Origin of the sequence: Dietzia natronolimnaea, from assembly GCF_002289575.1 — a bacterium.
Taxonomy (GTDB): Bacteria; Actinomycetota; Actinomycetes; order Mycobacteriales; family Mycobacteriaceae; genus Dietzia; species Dietzia natronolimnaea_A.
Genome location: NZ_NTGA01000012.1, coordinates 178,821 through 194,633 on the forward strand (window position 1 = coordinate 178,821; position 15,813 = coordinate 194,633).

The following is a 15,813-nucleotide window of genomic DNA, read 5'->3' on the forward strand; positions in this document are numbered from 1 at the left end:
GGCGGGCATCCCGCGGGAAGGTCTGTGCCTCACCCGCGGGATGCCCGCCGATCGGGGCCGAGGGTCAGACGTCGAGGAAGCGGACGTCGCGGGCGTTGCGCGTGATGAAGTTGCGGCGCGCGTCGACATCCTCGCCCATGAGGATCGAGAACAGCTCGTCAGCGGCGGCGGCGTCCTCCAGGGTGACCAGCCGGAGCGTGCGCACCGTCGGATCCATGGTCGTCTCCCACAGTTCCTTGGGGTTCATCTCGCCGAGACCCTTGTAGCGCTGGATCCCGTCCTCGACGTTGATCTTGCGCTTCTTCTCGAGCCCGATCTTGAGGAGCTCGTCGCGCTCCCGGTCCGAGTAGGCGAAGTCGGGCTCGCCCTTGCCCCACTTGAGCTTGTACAGGGGCGGCTGCGCCAGGTAGACGTTCCCGTTCTCGACCAGCGGCTTCATGAACCGGAACAGTAGGGTGAGCAGGAGTGTGGAGATGTGCTGACCGTCGACGTCGGCGTCGGCCATGAGCACGATCTTGTGATAGCGGAGTTTGTCGAGATCGAACTCCTCGTGGATGCCCGTGCCGAGGGCGGTGATGATGGCCTGGACCTCGGTGTTCTTGAGAACCTTGTCGATCCGGGACTTCTCGACGTTGATGATCTTCCCGCGCAGCGGAAGGATCGCCTGGAACATGGAGTCTCGGCCGGACTTGGCCGAGCCCCCGGCGGAGTCGCCCTCCACGATGTACAACTCGGACTTGGCCGGGTCCTTGGAGCGGCAGTCGGCCAGCTTTCCGGGGAGCCCACCGATATCGGTCGCCGACTTCCGGCGGACCATCTCGCGGGCCTTGCGCGCGGCGACGCGGGCCTGGCTCGAGGCGATGCCCTTGTTGACGATAACCCTGGCCTCGGCCGGGTTCGCCTCAAACCAGTGACCGACATGTTCTGCGACCTGTCGCTGGACGAACCCCTTGACCTCGGTGTTGCCCAGCTTCGTCTTGGTCTGCCCCTCGAACTGGGGATCGGAGATCTTGGCCGAGATCACCGCGGCCAGGCCCTCGCGGATGTCGTCCCCCGTGAGATTGGGGTCCTTCTCCTTGAGCAGCTTCTTATCCCGCGCGTACTTGTTGACCAGCGAGGTCAACGCAGCGCGGAAGCCCTCCTCGTGGGTTCCGCCCTCGTGGGTGTTGATCGTATTGGCGAAGGTGTGGACTGATTCCGAGTACCCGGAGTTCCACTGCATCGCGACCTCGACCTCATGTCCCGTGCCCTTGCCCTCGAAGTAGAGGATCGTCGGGTGGATCGCGGTCTTGGACTTGTTGATCGCGGTGACGTAGTCCTTGAGGCCCTCGGGGTAGTGGAAGGTGCGCTTGCGCTCGCGGACCTTGGGGGTCTCGGTGGTCTGGGCCTCGGACTGCTCGACCGCCTCGGCGGTCTGGGCTGTCTCGGTGGCGCCCTCGGCGAACGCCTTCTCCGCGTCCACCGCGTGCTCGATGTCCGAGCCCTCGTCGGACCCGGGAGCGGAGTCGGATCCACGACCCTCGCTGTCCGCGATCGCGTCGAGCTCGGCGGCCTGTTCCGCGCGGGACCGTCGATCGGTCAACGTGATGGTCAGGCCCCTGTTGAGGAACGCCATCTCCTGGAGGCGTCGGGCGACCACGTCGAAGTCGTACTCGGTGGTCTCGAAGATCGACGCGTCCGCCCAGAAGCGCACGCGGGTTCCGGTCCCCTCCGCGGGGCCGGCGTCCACGAGTTCCTCGGGCTCCGCCATGTTGAAGTTCTGTTGCCACAGGCGTCCGTCACGCTTGATCTGCACCTCGACCCGGGTGGACAGAGCGTTGACCACCGAGATGCCCACACCATGGAGACCACCGGAGACCGCGTAGGAGTCGGAGTCGAACTTGCCGCCCGCGTGCAGCTGGGTCATCACGACCTGCACGGTGGGCATGCCCTGTTCGTGCATCTCGACAGGGATGCCGCGACCGTCGTCGATCACCTCGACGCCGCCGTCCTCGAGCAAGGTGACCTTGACGCCGGTCGCGTGGCCGGCCATGGCCTCGTCGATCGAGTTGTCGACCACCTCCCAGATCAGGTGGTGCAGACCGCGGGGCCCGGTGGAACCGATGTACATGCCCGGACGCAGCCGGACGGCCTCGAGTCCTTCGAGAACGGTGATCGACGACGCACCGTAGTCGTTCGCACCCTGCGTGCTGGCCTTGCTCTTGGCGTCCGCCACGTGCGAACTCCTCGCGTCTCGGGGGTCTGGGACCGGCCCAGTCTACCTGCGACAACCCTCGTGGGGTCCCCGGGCTCGCCAACACGACCCCGATGGACGCCCACCGGGTCGCGCCCGTCAGCCGTAGGTGTCCCGGGGTCCGCGACCGGACACGTGCAACGGGCCCTTCCGCCAACTCGGCTTATCGGGCCCCTGGATCCTCAGGCGCCGGACGTGACCCGGCCCCATGGCCGCGGCGATCTTGCGGAGGATGTCAGCCGCCACGAGCCGGAGCTGGGTCGCCCACGCGGTGCTCGACGCACGGACGTACAGCACACCCTCCTCCAGTCGCTCCGGGGTCGCGTGCGCGGACACGTCCTCCCCGACGATGCGGTCCCACTCCGCGAACAACCTGCCGGTGGTCACCTTGTCGTCCCAGCCTCGCTTCTTGGCGACCTGGCCGACGAGCCGCCCGAGTGGCTGGGGATCCCAGGGGTCGGCGCCCGAACCGGTCCAGCCACGTCGGCGCAGTCGCTTCGCACCCCCCACCGGCCCGGTTCGGCCGCGCCCGATCTGCTTGCCGTCCGCCCGGGCACGACTCCGGGCCTCCTCGAGGGCCTGTCGGGCGATGTCATAACCACGTTGCGGCCCGTCAGACGGTGTTATCGGCCGCCCACCGTGTTCGTCGGTCACGAGTGCACCTCACTGTCCGTTGCCGTGATAACCGAATGACGACCGGCTCCCTCCCCCGTCATCACCACGTCATGACGGGTCCCCCTCAGACCGTCCGGGACGTCCTCACCGACCGCCGCAGTCACCAGGACCTGCTCCACCCCGGTCGCGGCCTCGGCGAGAGCAGCTCGGCGATGGCGGTCGAGTTCGGCGAACACGTCGTCCAGGAGCAACACGGGCTCGACCCCGTCCGCGCGGAACAGCTCGAGCGACCCGAGGCGCAGTGCCAGAGCGAACGACCACGTCTCGCCGTGGCTCGCGAACCCCTTCGCGGGTTCCTCGCCGAGAGACAGGACCAGGTCGTCCCGGTGCGGCCCGACGAGCGACATACCCCTGTCGATCTCGTCCTGACGCCGGCGGCCCAACTCGGCCAGCAGGACCGCTTCGACGAGTTCCGGATCGGCGAGCTCGGACTCGTCCGGTGGGGTGGCCACGCGAAACCGGTAGGCCAGGTCCGCCGGCCGGGACTCCGGAGCCAGCCCCCGATAGGCGTCGGCGACCAGCGGCCGTAGTTCGTCGAGCAGGGCGATCCGCCCCGCGACGATCCCCGCGCCGAGGTGAGCGAGGCGGCCGTCCCACACGTCGAGCGTCTCCAGCGCCGCGTCCGCGCCCTCTCCCCTCCCACGGCGAAGCACGCCGGAGGCGGATTTGAGCAGGGCGGAGCGCTGTCTGAGCACCGACGAGTACTCGGTGAGGACACCCCCGTGAGCGGGCCGTCGCTGGACCTGGAGCTCATCGAGCAGTTTTCGCCGCTCGGCGGGCTCGCCCCGGATCAGTGCCAGGTCCTCGGGCGCGAACAGGACGGACTGCACCACCCCGAGGATGTCCCCGAGTCGGCGGCACGGAGAGGTGTTGAGCCGCGCGCGGTTCGCCCGTCCCGAGTTGAGTGCCAGCTCCACGGTGAGTTCACGCCCGGCGTTGTGCGCGAGCGCGGCGATCATGGCCGTCTCCGCACCGGTGCGGATCATCGGTGCCTCGGAGGCCACCCGGTGGGATCTCAGGGTCGAGAGCACACCCACGGCTTCGAGGACGTTGGTCTTCCCGTGCCCGTTGCGTCCCACCAGGGTGGTGACCCCCGGTTGTAACTCCAGCTCGAGCAGCGGCCAGGAGCGGAAGTCCAGAAGCCTCAGGTGACGCAGGTGCATACCGGGCGGTGTCGCGTCAGCGCGGTCAGCCCGGCAGGCGGACCGGCATGAGCAGATACGTGTGGTCCGACTCGACGGGCGCGATCGCACCGTCCGCCTCCGGGGAAGGCAGGGCCTCGGGCGCCGGACGCAGGACCGCGGGCCGGCTGGCCTGGGTGAATCCGAACGCCACCCGGGACGAATGCATACTGCCGAGCCCGTCGAGGAGATAACCGGGGTTGAACGCGATGGTCAGGGGCTCACCGAGGAAGTCGACCGGGAGGGTCTCGGACGCCTGAGCCGCGTCGTCACCGCCCGCGGAGAGCGCGACCTCCCCGTCCGAGAACGCCATCCGGACCTGTACTCCCCGGTCCGCCACCAGGGCGACCCGCTTGATGGCCTGGACCAGGGTGTCCACCTGGACGAGGGCCATCGAGGTGTGTTGGGTGGGCAGGAGTTGGCGGACCTTGGGGAACTCGGCGTCGAGCAACCGGGTCGTCGTGCGCTGACCGGACACCAACACGCCCATGATGCCGTCGGCGCCCACCTCGGAACCCGCGCCCAGACTCAGATCGACTCGCCCTCCCTGACCCGCTGACCGGGTCACGTCGGACAGGGTCTTGGCCGGGATCAGCACCTCGACCGAGACGTCCTCGCGAGCGGGCTCCCACTCGAGGTCCCGGATCGCGAGGCGGAACCGGTCGGTGGCGATGAGGGTGACACGCGACCCCTCGATCTCCATCCGGATCCCGGTGAGCATCGGGAGCGTGTCGTCCTTGCCGGCCGCCACCGCGACCTGGGCCACCGCCTCGGAGAACGCGTCGACCGCGGCCGAACCGGTGACCCCGGGCATAGCCGGGAGCTGCGGGTAGTCCTCGACGGGCATCGTCGGCAGAGTGAATTTGGCGGACCCGCAGTTGATGTACATCTTCTGCGCACTCACGGTCACCTCGACGGGACGGTCGGGAAGTGCCCGCGCGATGTCGGCCAGCAACCGGCCGGACACGAGAGTGCTCCCCGGTTCGGAGACCTCTGCCGGGACGGACACCTGAGCGGAGGTCTCGTAGTCGAATCCGGAGATCGTCAGACCGGAGTCCGCCTCGAGGAGGACACCACCGAGAATCGGCACGGACGGTCGGGACGGGAGGGTCCGTGCGACCCAGGCCACCGAATCGGCGAAGTCCTCGCGGGTGACGCGGAACGTCGGATCCGTGATCTCCATCGGTGACCTCTTTCTGGGCGGGGTGCACACCGCCGGCATCTGGACGGTGGGCCTGTTCGCGGCGGTGGCAACTGCGTTCGCTGGTGTCGTTCACTGGCGTCCGACGGGGTCCGGCGGATCATCTCCATGAGAGTAACCGCTCGCACCGACAGTGAACACACGGACTCCTGTAACCCGGTCAAGCAGGCTCGCCGTTCCACATCCCTACTTCTTACAAGAACTCTAGAGAGAGACAAGAAGTAGTAGTAGGTCCTGTGAATTTGTGAGCCGACCGCTGTCCATGCAGGTCAAAGCGTGATTAGCCTTGTGGACCGATTCTGCTGATCTTGTGACTTGTCCGCGAGCGCAGTGGAATCACAAGTCTCGGTCCACCGTCTGTCCACCGTCGGTCCACAGAAAACCACAGGGTTGTCCACAGCTGTGAAGGGTGATACCAGTGGTGTGAGGGGGGTCACATTTGCGTAGTGCGTGGGTCGTCGACTCCGCTGAGCGGGTGGGGTTCTCGTCCCGGAGGGTCTTCCCCAGGGGCGGTCGGCTGCTGCGTCGTACCGGAGAGGGAGGTCGATCAGGGCACCGGTCGGCGGGCGCCGGACGGCGGCCAAGGGCCCGAGACGTCCAACGGAGGGGTGTAAGACGCGCAGGGAAGTCGGAAGACGGTCAGAGGGACCGCGAGCGTTCCTTGATCCGGGCGGTCAGCTCCTGGATCTGGTCGTACATCCGGCGGTCGTCCTTGATCTCCTTGAGGATCTTGCGCTGGGCGTACATGACCGTGGTGTGGTCCTTGCCGCCGAAGGTCACGCCGATCTTGGGGAGCGAGAGGTCGGTGAGCTCTCGGCAGAGGTACATGGCGATCTGCCGGGCGCGGGAGAGGGACCGGGTCTTGGAGGTGCCGCAGAGCTCGTCGATGCTGGTCGAGAAGAATTCAGCCGTCACCGCCATGATCGTCGCGGCGGAGATCTGCAGGGAGTCGTCGTCTGAGACGACGTCCCGGAGGACGACTTCCGCCAACGGGACATCGATGTCGTGACCGTTCAGGGAGGCGAACGCGACGACTCTGATCAACGCCCCCTCGAGCTCGCGGATGTTGCGTTGGACCCGGGTGGCGATGAGCTCCAGGACATCCCGCGGGACGACGTAGTTCTCCGATTTGGCCTTCTTGTCGATGATCGCGATGCGCGTCTCGAGTTCCGGGGGCTGGATGTCGGTGATCAGTCCCCACTCGAAGCGGGTACGCAGCCTGTCCTCGAGCGGCTGGAGCTGCTTGGGGGGGCGATCGGAGGAGATCACGATCTGCTTCTGCGCGTTATGGATCGTGTTGAAGGTGTGGAAGAACTCCTCCTGCACCTGCTCCTTGCCGATGAGGAACTGGATGTCGTCCACCAGGAGGATGTCCGCCTCGCGGTACCGCTTCTTGAACATGTTCTGGCGGCCGTCGCGAACGGAGTTGATGAAGTCGTTGGTGAACTCCTCCGTCGAGACGTACTTGACCTTCTGCTCGGAGTACATCCGCAGGGAGTAGTGCCCGATCGCGTGGAGAAGGTGCGTCTTCCCGAGCCCCGACTCTCCCCAGATGAACAGCGGGTTGTACGCCCGTGCGGGGGCCTCGGCCACCGCGAGAGCCGCGGCGCGGGCGAACCGGTTCGAGTTGCCCTGGACGAACGCGCTGAACGTGTATCGCTCGTTGAGACCGGGCGCGGTCGCCGCGGACAGGGCCTCGTCGCGATCGCTGCCGTGCAGCAGGCGTTCTGCAGCGATCTGCTCTTCGGTCATCCGCGTGGGGCGAGGTGTGGAGTCGGTCTGGGCCTGCTCCGGCACCGGCCGGTGGATGTCGTCGACGTCGATCGGTGGAGCGTCCACGTCGACGTGGTTGCGTTGGCCGGCGAGCGAGGTGTCGACCTTGACCGCCAGATCGACCGGTTCTCCGAGTTGGGAGCTCAGGGCCCGGGTGATCGGTCCGCGGAGGATCGATTCGATGTTGTCCCTCGCGAATGCCGACGGGGCGGCGAGCATCGCGAATCCGTTGACCACGGCGATGGGTTGGACCAGGCGTAGCCAGGCCTGTTGCTGGCGGGACAGAGCCGGGTTGTCATCGCTCGCCAGAGAGGGGTCGGTCAGCTTGTCGAGTACCGCACTCCACACGTGTTCGAGATCGGGAGACACGGTGGGCGGTCTCCTCTCGTCGATGGGTAGCGGTTCCGGGCCACCGGGCGATCTGACCCGACCGGGGACCACACTCTATCCACAGGCTCCGACCCAGGTCTACTGAGGTATCCACACGGTTGTCCACAGATGTGGAAGACAGACCACCCCGGGATGACGGGTTCGGCCTGGGTTCTGCGACGGTGGGTTCCGCCGCATGGGTGTTCTATGTGGATTCGGCGTGGTTGTTGTGCGTTGTGGTGACGTTAGGCGGCCCGCGTGGGGCTCGATGATGAATGACGGTAACAACTCCGTGAACTAGTGGGCAACCCTCAAGATCAACTGGAGGGCGGATGTCAAGCATCGACGGTTCCGGCGTGTTGCGGTGGCCTGCGGGATGGTACGGATGGTGCCTGTGGTTTCGCGCGGTTTGGTGGGCGCGGCGTCATGCGCGTAATCTTGAACGGTCTGTCGCGCGCCTGAGGGGCGCGCGTCGCGTCGCGGTACCGCCTGTCGGTTGTGTCTCGACGTCATCAGGAACCGGATCAGGCGCACACGAGGCGCCTACTTCACGTGAGGAGCCAACCATGGCCAAGGGCAAGCGGACTTTCCAGCCGAACAATCGTCGTCGTGCCAAGGTGCACGGCTTCCGGCTCCGGATGCGCACCCGCGCCGGCCGCGGCATCGTCGGCGCCCGTCGCCGCAAGGGCCGCGCCTCGTTGACGGCCTGATCCGGGCCGGGGTGGCGCGTGCTTCCCAGGACCCATCGTCTCCACCGATCCGCTGACTTCGCGACGGTGGTGCGAAAGGGTGCCAGGAAGGGCCGCCGGACCATGGTCGTACACGCCCACGTGGACTCTTCCGATGTCCGCGTGGGCGGACCTCGTTTCGGCCTGGTCGTCAGCAAAGCCGTCGGTGACTCGGTGACCCGCCACCGTGTCAGCCGGCGGCTTCGTCACATCGCATCGGAAGTCCTCCCCGGGCTCGAGTCCGATCTCCTGGTGGTGGTCCGCGCGAATCCGGCTGCGGTCTCGGCCTCCCATGCGGATCTGCTTCACGACATGCGGACCGGTCTGACCTCCGCCGTGTCCCGGGCGCGGGAGGCACGGCGATGACCGAGAGTCGACATGGCCCCGGCGCCCGGGTGCTGCTGTGGTTGCTCGACTTCTATCAGAAGGGCATCTCGCCGCTGACCCCGCCGAGCTGCAGGTTCGAACCCACCTGCAGCAATTACGCGGTCGAGGCGGTTCGAGTGCACGGCGCCTGGTACGGGACGTGGCTCGCGGTGTGGCGTCTACTGCGGTGCGGGCCATGGACCCCCGGCGGTTGGGATCCGGTCCCCGAACCCCGCGCCCCTGACCATTGCGGGGACCACCAGCATCCCGACAATTCCGAACGAAGCTAGGACTCCACCACCGATGTCGTTCATCACCGACCCTCTGGTCTATTACCCGATCTCCGGGATCCTCTGGTTCTGGCACAAGATCTTCGCGTTCCTCGGGGGGTTCCTCCCCTGGGTGGAGGCGCCGGATTCCAACGGCGCCATCTGGGCACTCTCCGTGATCTTCCTGGTGGTGACCCTCCGCATCCTGCTGTTCTGGCCGGCGGCCAAGCAGATCCGTTTCTCGCGGAAGATGCAGGAGATGCAGCCGCGGATGAAGGAACTGCAGAAGCGGTACAAGAACGACCGGGAGAAGCTGGCGACCGAAACACGGAAGCTGCAGAAGGCCGAGGGGTTCAACCCCGTTCTCGGATGCCTACCGATGTTCATCCAGATCCCGGTGTTCCTCGGCCTGTTCCACGTCCTCCGGTCCTTCAACCGGATGGGGAACAACTTCGGCGCTCTGGGGATGACCGCCGAGGAGACGCGGAACACGGGCAACTACGTCTTCAATGCGGACGAGGTCCAGAGCTTCCTCGATGCGCGGTTGTTCGGCTCTCCCCTGTCCGCGTTCATCTCCCAGCCCATCGAGCAGTTCCAGGCGTTCGTCGATCCCGGCGCGGCGCTGGACTTCCAGCGGTGGAACATCATCGTCGTCGCCATCCCGCTGATGATCATCTCGGCGGTCACGACCCACCTCAACGCGAGGATCTCGCTCTCACGCCAGTCCCCTGAGGCCGCCGCGAACCCGCAGGCGAAGATCATGAACCAGTTGATGCTGTGGGCTTTCCCCATCGGCATTCTGGTGACCGGCGCGTTCTGGCCGCTGGCCATCCTCGTCTACATGGTCACCAACAACCTGTGGACCCTCGGACAGCAGTACTACCTGTTCGAGAAGATGGCCAAGGAGGATGACGCGGCCGCGCTCAAGCGCCGTGAGGAGCAGAAGTCCCTCGCTCCCCGGGTCGGTGTGAAGCCCGTGAATCCGAAGAGGGGCCGGCCAGCCGTGGCGGGTACCGCGGTGGCGCCCCAGGCGACGGCCGCTGGCGTCGCGTCGCCGGACGACGACGGTACGACGGCGGCCCCGGCGGTCGTCGGGCATGCTGACGGATCTGCTCCCGGGTCAGCCCCGAGGCCGGGTCAGAAGCCTCAACGACCCGGCGGCCAACGCACCCGGCCCGCCCAAAAGGGTGGCGGCGGAAGCGGCAAGGGTAAGAAGAAGAAACGGAAGCGCTGACGTCAGGTCAATCAGAAGGCCGACAAGGTCCCCGATGCTCCGCGATTGGGGACCTTGTCCCATACTTGGGAGAGTTACTCGCCGGCCAGGACGGGCCCGGCGATCGGCGGTGATGACGGAGGCGGATCCATGTCGAAGAAGAATATCGAGGTATCGGAGGAGCGTCTTGTCGAGGAGGGCGAGGTAGCCGGCGATTACCTCGAGCAGCTCCTGGACATCTTGGATTTTGACGGGGACATCGATCTGGATGTCGAGGGTGACCGCGCGATCGTGAGTATCGACGGCGGTGAGGACCTCGACCGCCTCGTGGGCTCGGATGGCTCGGTTCTGGACGCTGTCCAGGAGCTGACCAGGCTGGCCGTTCAGCAGGAGTTGGGCGATCGAAGTCGGTTGATGCTGGACATCTCGGGATGGCGGGCCGCCAAGCGCGAGGCACTGACGGAGGCCGGCCGCGTGGCGGCGCAGCGAGTGCTCGAGACGGGGGACTCGGAGGAACTCGAACCGATGACTCCGTTCGAGCGGAAGATCATCCACGATGCGATCGCGGAGATCGCAGGAGTGTCGTCGGACTCGACGGGTGCCGAACCGAATCGGAGGGTCGTCGTGTTGCCGGAGTGACTTCTAGGTTGGGTCCATGGGTTGGCGGAAGCCAGGTCGGGCGGGAGGTGTCTCGGCGGGAGGTTCAGGGGCGCGGGCGCGGAGCCCGCGCCCCTGTGTTGTGTCCGGCCGCCAACGCTGGACCTCGGCGACTTACAGGTATGTCATTCCGGCGCGGTTTCACGTGAAACCGGTCGGTAAATCGATCGATTGTGAACGTAGGGAAGATGAATAAGGACACCACCGGAGAAACGACACGTGACGGCGAAAGCGACGACCGTTCTCTAAAGCCTGCGCCCGAGGCCCCGGCGAGGACATCGCCATCGCACGGAGTGGAGGATTCCATCGACGGGGAGGGCTCCACCGGAGTCCCGGCAGGGGCGCGGTCGGTGTTCGGCGACCGTCTGGTCCTCGCCGAGAAGTACGTCCAATTCCTGGCGACCGCAGGCCTGGAGCGAGGGCTGATGGGGCCTCGCGAGCGCCCACGTCTGTGGAATCGCCACGTCCTCAACAGCGCGGCCGCCGCTGCGGCGCTCGCCGACGGTGAGACAGTGGTGGACATCGGAAGCGGTGCCGGGCTCCCGGGCATACCCTTGGCTCTCGCACGTCCCGATCTCCGGGTCACCCTGGTCGAGCCGTTGTTGCGCCGTTCCACGTTTCTCCAAGAGGTGGTGGACGATCTCGGGATAGACGTGCGGGTCGTCCGTGGTCGAGCAGAGGAGAGGTCTGTCGTCGCCGAGGTGGGGGGAGCAGACGTGGTGACGTCCCGTGCCGTCGCCCCGTTGGCCAAGCTCGCCGGGTGGTCTGCACCCTTGCTCCGATCGGGTGGACGGATGGTGGCGCTGAAGGGGGCGTCCGCTGCCGACGAGGTGGAGCGCGACAGGCGTGCCCTCCGGAAGCTCGGGTTCGAGGACATGGGGGTCGATGTGGTCTCCGCGCCGGATGCTGAGGAGACGAGGCTGGTGATTGCGACCCTCGCGACTAGAGTGGGTACTCGTGGCGGTCGCTCCCGCGCCCGTGGTTCTCGCGGTGGGCGATGACCGCCCGGCTCGCAGGAGTGGATGTCGGTTTCACGTGAAACACTGATGGCGCGCCCATACGCCGTGATGACCTCTGGGCCCGACATGCCCTGACACGTAGTTGAAAGGTGACGGATGTCCGAACACGACACACCGATCTTCGCCGCCGCGCGGCAGGCGAACGAGCTTCTGCACGGGGAGGCTCGCCCGCTGTCCAGGCCGTCCCATCCCCGGATCATCACCATCGCCAACCAGAAGGGTGGCGTGGGAAAGACCACCTCGACGGTCAATCTTGCGGCCTCCCTCGCGCTCGGGGGACTCGGGGTCCTGGTGATCGACATGGACCCGCAGGGTAATGCCAGCACCGCACTCGGGGTCGACCACCGCGAGGGAACGCCGTCGAGCTATGAGCTTCTCATGTGGGAGAGTGCGATCGAGGATCTCATGCAGCGCAGCCCACACGCCGAACGACTGTTCTGCATCCCGGCGACGATCGACCTTGCGGGTTCGGAGATCGAGTTGGTCGGGCTGGAGCATCGGGAACGCCGGCTCGCCGAGGTTCTCAACATCGACGATCTCGTGTCCTTGGGAATCGACTACGTCTTCCTCGACTGCCCGCCCTCACTGGGCCTTCTCACCGTGAACGCGATGGTGGCCGCCAGTGAGGTCCTCATCCCGATCCAGTGCGAGTACTACGCCCTTGAAGGCGTAGGCCAGCTGTTGCGCAACGTGGAGCTGATCCAACAGCACCTCAACCGGGAACTCCAGATTTCCACCATCATGCTGACAATGTATGACGGACGCACCAAGCTCGCCGAGCAGGTGGCGGGAGAGGTCAGGAACCACTTCGGCGACGCCGTTCTCCGCACGGTGATCCCTCGTAGCGTGAAGGTGTCCGAGGCGCCTGGATACGGTATGACGATTCTCCAGTATGACGCGGGATCTCGAGGAGCTCTCGCATACCTGGATGCGGCAAAAGAACTGAACGATCGCAGTGATCGCCTGGTGTCACACAGCGAGGGGACCCGGGATTCGGCCGGTACGGAAGGCAGTCGATGAGTCAGCAACGTAGGGGTGGGCTCGGCCGCGGGCTCGCGGCGTTGATCCCCACCGGACCGGACGAGGGTCCGCGGTTGGGCAGCGACGCGGCAGATGTGATCCTCGGACCGAGAGGAAGTGGTCCCAGGACCACTCCCCCCACACCACGGTCGGGCAGATCAGGCCCGGCCGCGCCCGGCACCGACTCCACCGTGGGGTCGGGTCAGCGACCGGCCGCCGAGGATGCGAACGACACCACCGTTTCACGTGAAACCAAAGAGTTGGTGGATCCGGGGGCTGTCTACCGTGAAATCGCTCCCTCTGCGATCGTGCCGAACCCGAAACAGCCGCGGACTCACTTCGACGAGGAGGCACTGGCCGAGCTTGCGCACTCCGTCAAGGAGTTCGGACTTCTCCAGCCGATCGTGGTCCGCGAGATCGCGGCCGGTCGCTATCAGCTCATCATGGGTGAGAGGCGGTGGCGAGCGAGCCAGCGGGCCGAACTCCAGACCGTTCCAGCGATCGTCCGGCAGACTGAGGACGAAGACCTGCTCCGGGACGCTCTGCTCGAGAACATCCATCGGGTCCAGCTCAATCCCCTCGAAGAGGCTGCGGCCTATCAGCAACTGCTCGAGGAGTTCGACGTCACCCAGGCCGAACTCGCGAACCGGATTGGTCGATCACGACCGGCCATCACCAACAGTATTCGTCTCCTTCAGTTGCCGACCGCTGTCCAACGCAGAGTGGCCGCGGGCGTCCTGTCAGCGGGACATGCGCGGGCATTGCTCGGATTGGAAGCCGGCGTGCCGGCGCAGGACGAACTCGCGGCGCGGATCGTGGCGGAGGGTCTGTCGGTCCGGGCGACAGAGGAGATCGTCACGCTGCTGAACCGAGAAGGCAACGGCTCCGCGCCGACCTCCTCCCCCGCCCCAAAGGGCCGCCGCCGAAACCCCGAGCTGGAGGCGGTCGCGGGCAGACTGTCCGACCGATTCGACACCTCGGTGTCGGTCACGATGGGCCGACGTAAGGGGCGAATCACCATAGACGTGGGGGACGCCGACGATCTTCAGCGGGTCCTGTCGCTACTCGAGGGCGGGTCGCCCGGTCCGTCACGATGAACTCGATCCGACCACTCGACCTCTCGGCCGTGGACCAGCTCGGACCGCGTGCTCGCAAGTGTGTGTACTGGCAGACCGATGGGCAGCACGGCGATCAGCCGGGAGATCCGGAGTTCGAGAAGGAGGCCTGGATCTCCCACGTCTCCCTGGAGTGGGGCGTGTGCGGTCAGATCGCGAGTGAGGGTGACCGCGCGAACGGCGCAGCCTTCTACGCGCCGCCGGCGATGGTTCCGCGTGCAGCGTGCTTCCCGACGTCACCGGTGGGCTCGGACGCCATCCTGCTGGCGGGCATGAGCATCGAGCACGGTGCGCCGGGAGGTGCGCCGACCTCGTTGCTGGACGCGGTCGTGACCGACCTCCGCAGGCGCGGAATCAAGGCGATCGAGGCTTTCGGGGTCACGACGTCGGACACCGGGGACGTAATGTCACGTGACATGTGCGGAGCAGAGTCGTGCATCGCGCCGACTGGCTTCCTCGTCGAGCACGGATTCACCGTGGTGGCCGAGCACGAGACCCACCCGCGGCTCCGTCTCGACATCGAGAGCGAGCACCTCTGGAAGGCCGACGTGGAGAGAGCTCTCGATCAGCTCTTCGCAGAGCGGGGTTTCGCCACCAGAACCCTGGGGGTGTTGTCCGGGGCGACAGCGCGGCACGGCTGAGACGGCACGGTCGGCGCGGGCCCTATCTCGGTCCCGCTACCTCAGTCCCGCTGACGCTGCTCGTAGTCGATCAGTTCGTTCACGGACATTGATCCCGTGGGGTGATCGTCCTCGTCGAGAAGATAGAGACGCTTCACGCCGACCAGGATCGAGTCGACGATGGTGTCCTGGGCGGCCCGGTCCCCGAGGATGGACAGATCACGCGGGTTGTAGGCGTACCCCAGGACGATCTGGATGGAGGGCATCCGCGTCATCCGGAGAAGCGGCCAACTCCGACCGTGGGTGCGACAGTCCCGCAGGTCGGTGCGGCTGACGATCTCCCGCTGGATGAAGCCGGACAGGGCTTCCCCGAGCATCGACTCCGCTCCCAGGGAGTTGCCGAAGTAGAACGTGGCGATCCCGTTGCCGACCGGGTTGGGATGGCGGTCCAGGCGGAGAGAGATCATGAGATCGGCGTTGAAGGCGTTGGCGATCTCGGCCCGTTCCGGGTCCGTCGGGATCATGGCCTCGGGCCGCGAGAGGAAGACCTCCACGCCGGCCTGGTTCATCCGCTCGGAGAGCCGGCGGGTGATGTCCCACAACAGTTCGGCATCCGTGATGGTTCCGAGCGGCGTGTCGATGCGGATCGGGTTCTCCGAACCGCTGGGTCCGGGATCCAGCACGATCCGCTTGCCGGCGAGCATCGGGCCGGAGGTCCGCGCGCGCTCCCGCTCGACCAGTGACGAGACATCACCACCCTTGAACAAGGTCGAGAACTTGCTCAGGGTGTCCAGGGTCTCCGCTCCCACGACGCCGTCGGCGTGCAGACCGCAGTCCCTTTGGAAATCGGTCGCGGCGGCGTGGGTGAGAGGGCCGAAGGTCCCGTCGACCAGCCCCGCGTAGAAGCCGAGCTCACCCAGCCGTCGCTGGAACTGCGCGACGTCGTCCCCGGCCATGGGTTTGGAGACGATGTAGCTGAGGTCGCGGGTCCCCAGGACGTAGGTGGCGTCTCGGAGCGCCGCCTGGGTCGACGGGCCCACGATTCCGTCAGAGATCAGTCCACGGGCCTGCTGGAACGCCAGCACGGCGGTCTCCAGGTCCGCGTCGAAGACGGCGTCGGTCCGGGCGAGGACCGAACCCGTCTCCGGCTCGGTGAGCCCGACGGAGTCGATGTTGTGCAGCAGGCCCATGCCCGCGAGGGTCGCCCGGATCGAGGCCACCTCGGGCCCACGGTCACCGCGTCGCCACGCCATGGTTCTCCTCCGCTCGACTCGACTGGGTACCCGGATGAACTTACCGCCTTCGGCGCGGACGTGCCCGGCACGCACCCGAGTGGGTCGGGGGCTAGGAGACTGCTGAACAAAGTGGGTGTCC

The 15,813-nt window shown here is 66.6% G+C and carries 15 protein-coding genes; 9 read left to right on the forward strand and 6 right to left on the reverse strand.

What is annotated here, in order from left to right; genetic code table 11:
- Positions 1–64 precede the first annotated feature (64 nt).
- From gyrB to dnaA, 5 genes are all read right to left on the reverse strand, one after another.
- The gene (gene gyrB, locus CEY15_RS06665; protein WP_095717789.1) at positions 65–2,215 is read right to left on the reverse strand and encodes a DNA topoisomerase (ATP-hydrolyzing) subunit B; all 2,151 of its coding nucleotides are present in this window, start codon (positions 2,213–2,215) and stop codon (positions 65–67) included.
- A gap of 117 nt (positions 2,216–2,332) precedes the next feature.
- The gene (locus CEY15_RS06670) at positions 2,333–2,887 is read right to left on the reverse strand and encodes a DciA family protein (RefSeq protein WP_176475036.1); all 555 of its coding nucleotides are present in this window, start codon (positions 2,885–2,887) and stop codon (positions 2,333–2,335) included.
- On the reverse strand, positions 2,884–4,071 hold the full coding sequence (recF, locus tag CEY15_RS06675) for a DNA replication/repair protein RecF (protein WP_095717790.1): 1,188 nt from the start codon (positions 4,069–4,071) through the stop codon (positions 2,884–2,886). The genes CEY15_RS06670 and recF overlap by 4 nt, the downstream gene beginning before the upstream one ends.
- 25 nt (positions 4,072–4,096) lie before the next feature.
- Complete coding sequence (gene dnaN / locus CEY15_RS06680; RefSeq protein ID WP_095717791.1) at positions 4,097–5,272, reverse strand: DNA polymerase III subunit beta; 1,176 nt, start codon at positions 5,270–5,272, stop codon at positions 4,097–4,099.
- Between the two features lie 657 nt (positions 5,273–5,929).
- Positions 5,930–7,432, reverse strand: coding sequence for a chromosomal replication initiator protein DnaA (dnaA, locus tag CEY15_RS06685; RefSeq protein ID WP_017835139.1), 1,503 nt, complete (start codon positions 7,430–7,432; stop codon positions 5,930–5,932).
- Between the two features lie 566 nt (positions 7,433–7,998).
- On the opposite strand from dnaA, the gene rpmH reads away from it, so the two are divergent.
- From rpmH to CEY15_RS06730, 9 genes are all read left to right on the forward strand, one after another.
- The gene (gene rpmH, locus CEY15_RS06690) at positions 7,999–8,142 is read left to right on the forward strand and encodes a 50S ribosomal protein L34 (RefSeq protein WP_007629603.1); all 144 of its coding nucleotides are present in this window, start codon (positions 7,999–8,001) and stop codon (positions 8,140–8,142) included.
- 18 nt (positions 8,143–8,160) lie between these two features.
- Positions 8,161–8,526 (forward strand): ribonuclease P protein component, encoded by a 366-nt coding sequence (rnpA, locus tag CEY15_RS06695; protein ID WP_031264349.1) that lies wholly within the window; start codon positions 8,161–8,163, stop codon positions 8,524–8,526.
- Positions 8,523–8,816: a membrane protein insertion efficiency factor YidD gene (yidD, locus tag CEY15_RS06700; protein ID WP_081615060.1), complete on the forward strand. Its 294-nt coding sequence runs from the start codon at positions 8,523–8,525 to the stop codon at positions 8,814–8,816. The genes rnpA and yidD overlap by 4 nt, the downstream gene beginning before the upstream one ends.
- A 13-nt stretch (positions 8,817–8,829) precedes the next feature.
- Positions 8,830–10,029: a membrane protein insertase YidC gene (gene yidC / locus CEY15_RS06705; protein WP_095717792.1), complete on the forward strand. Its 1,200-nt coding sequence runs from the start codon at positions 8,830–8,832 to the stop codon at positions 10,027–10,029.
- Between the two features lie 129 nt (positions 10,030–10,158).
- Complete coding sequence (locus tag CEY15_RS06710) at positions 10,159–10,647, forward strand: protein jag (RefSeq protein ID WP_017835142.1); 489 nt, start codon at positions 10,159–10,161, stop codon at positions 10,645–10,647.
- A 311-nt stretch (positions 10,648–10,958) separates the two neighbouring features.
- On the forward strand, positions 10,959–11,666 hold the full coding sequence (gene rsmG, locus CEY15_RS06715; RefSeq protein ID WP_095717793.1) for a 16S rRNA (guanine(527)-N(7))-methyltransferase RsmG: 708 nt from the start codon (positions 10,959–10,961) through the stop codon (positions 11,664–11,666).
- Positions 11,667–11,780: 114 nt separating this feature from the next.
- A complete protein-coding gene (locus tag CEY15_RS06720; protein ID WP_095717794.1) occupies positions 11,781–12,704 on the forward strand; it encodes a ParA family protein in 924 nt (307 codons plus the stop codon).
- The gene (locus tag CEY15_RS06725; RefSeq protein WP_095717795.1) at positions 12,701–13,801 is read left to right on the forward strand and encodes a ParB/RepB/Spo0J family partition protein; all 1,101 of its coding nucleotides are present in this window, start codon (positions 12,701–12,703) and stop codon (positions 13,799–13,801) included. The genes CEY15_RS06720 and CEY15_RS06725 overlap by 4 nt, the downstream gene beginning before the upstream one ends.
- Positions 13,798–14,460, forward strand: a complete 663-nt coding sequence (locus CEY15_RS06730; protein WP_095717796.1) for a hypothetical protein — start codon at positions 13,798–13,800, stop codon at positions 14,458–14,460. The genes CEY15_RS06725 and CEY15_RS06730 overlap by 4 nt, the downstream gene beginning before the upstream one ends.
- A gap of 41 nt (positions 14,461–14,501) precedes the next feature.
- Here the strand turns inward: CEY15_RS06730 and CEY15_RS06735 are convergent, their stop codons facing one another.
- Positions 14,502–15,692 carry an N-acetylmuramoyl-L-alanine amidase gene (locus tag CEY15_RS06735; protein ID WP_017835147.1) on the reverse strand — a complete coding sequence of 397 codons (1,191 nt, stop codon included), beginning with the start codon at positions 15,690–15,692 and terminating at the stop codon, positions 14,502–14,504.
- Between the last annotated feature and the right edge of the window lie 121 nt (positions 15,693–15,813).

Coding starts and splice junctions, on each gene's coding strand:
- recF (WP_095717790.1), bottom strand. CDS start 4,071: ATGCACCTGCGTCACCTGAGGCTTCTGGACTTCCGCTCCTGGCCGCTG.
- dnaN (WP_095717791.1), bottom strand. CDS start 5,272: ATGGAGATCACGGATCCGACGTTCCGCGTCACCCGCGAGGACTTCGCC.
- rpmH (WP_007629603.1), top strand. CDS start 7,999: ATGGCCAAGGGCAAGCGGACTTTCCAGCCGAACAATCGTCGTCGTGCC.
- yidD (WP_081615060.1), top strand. CDS start 8,523: ATGACCGAGAGTCGACATGGCCCCGGCGCCCGGGTGCTGCTGTGGTTG.
- yidC (WP_095717792.1), top strand. CDS start 8,830: ATGTCGTTCATCACCGACCCTCTGGTCTATTACCCGATCTCCGGGATC.
- CEY15_RS06710 (WP_017835142.1), top strand. CDS start 10,159: ATGTCGAAGAAGAATATCGAGGTATCGGAGGAGCGTCTTGTCGAGGAG.
- CEY15_RS06720 (WP_095717794.1), top strand. CDS start 11,781: ATGTCCGAACACGACACACCGATCTTCGCCGCCGCGCGGCAGGCGAAC.
- CEY15_RS06725 (WP_095717795.1), top strand. CDS start 12,701: ATGAGTCAGCAACGTAGGGGTGGGCTCGGCCGCGGGCTCGCGGCGTTG.
- CEY15_RS06730 (WP_095717796.1), top strand. CDS start 13,798: ATGAACTCGATCCGACCACTCGACCTCTCGGCCGTGGACCAGCTCGGA.
- CEY15_RS06735 (WP_017835147.1), bottom strand. CDS start 15,692: ATGGCGTGGCGACGCGGTGACCGTGGGCCCGAGGTGGCCTCGATCCGG.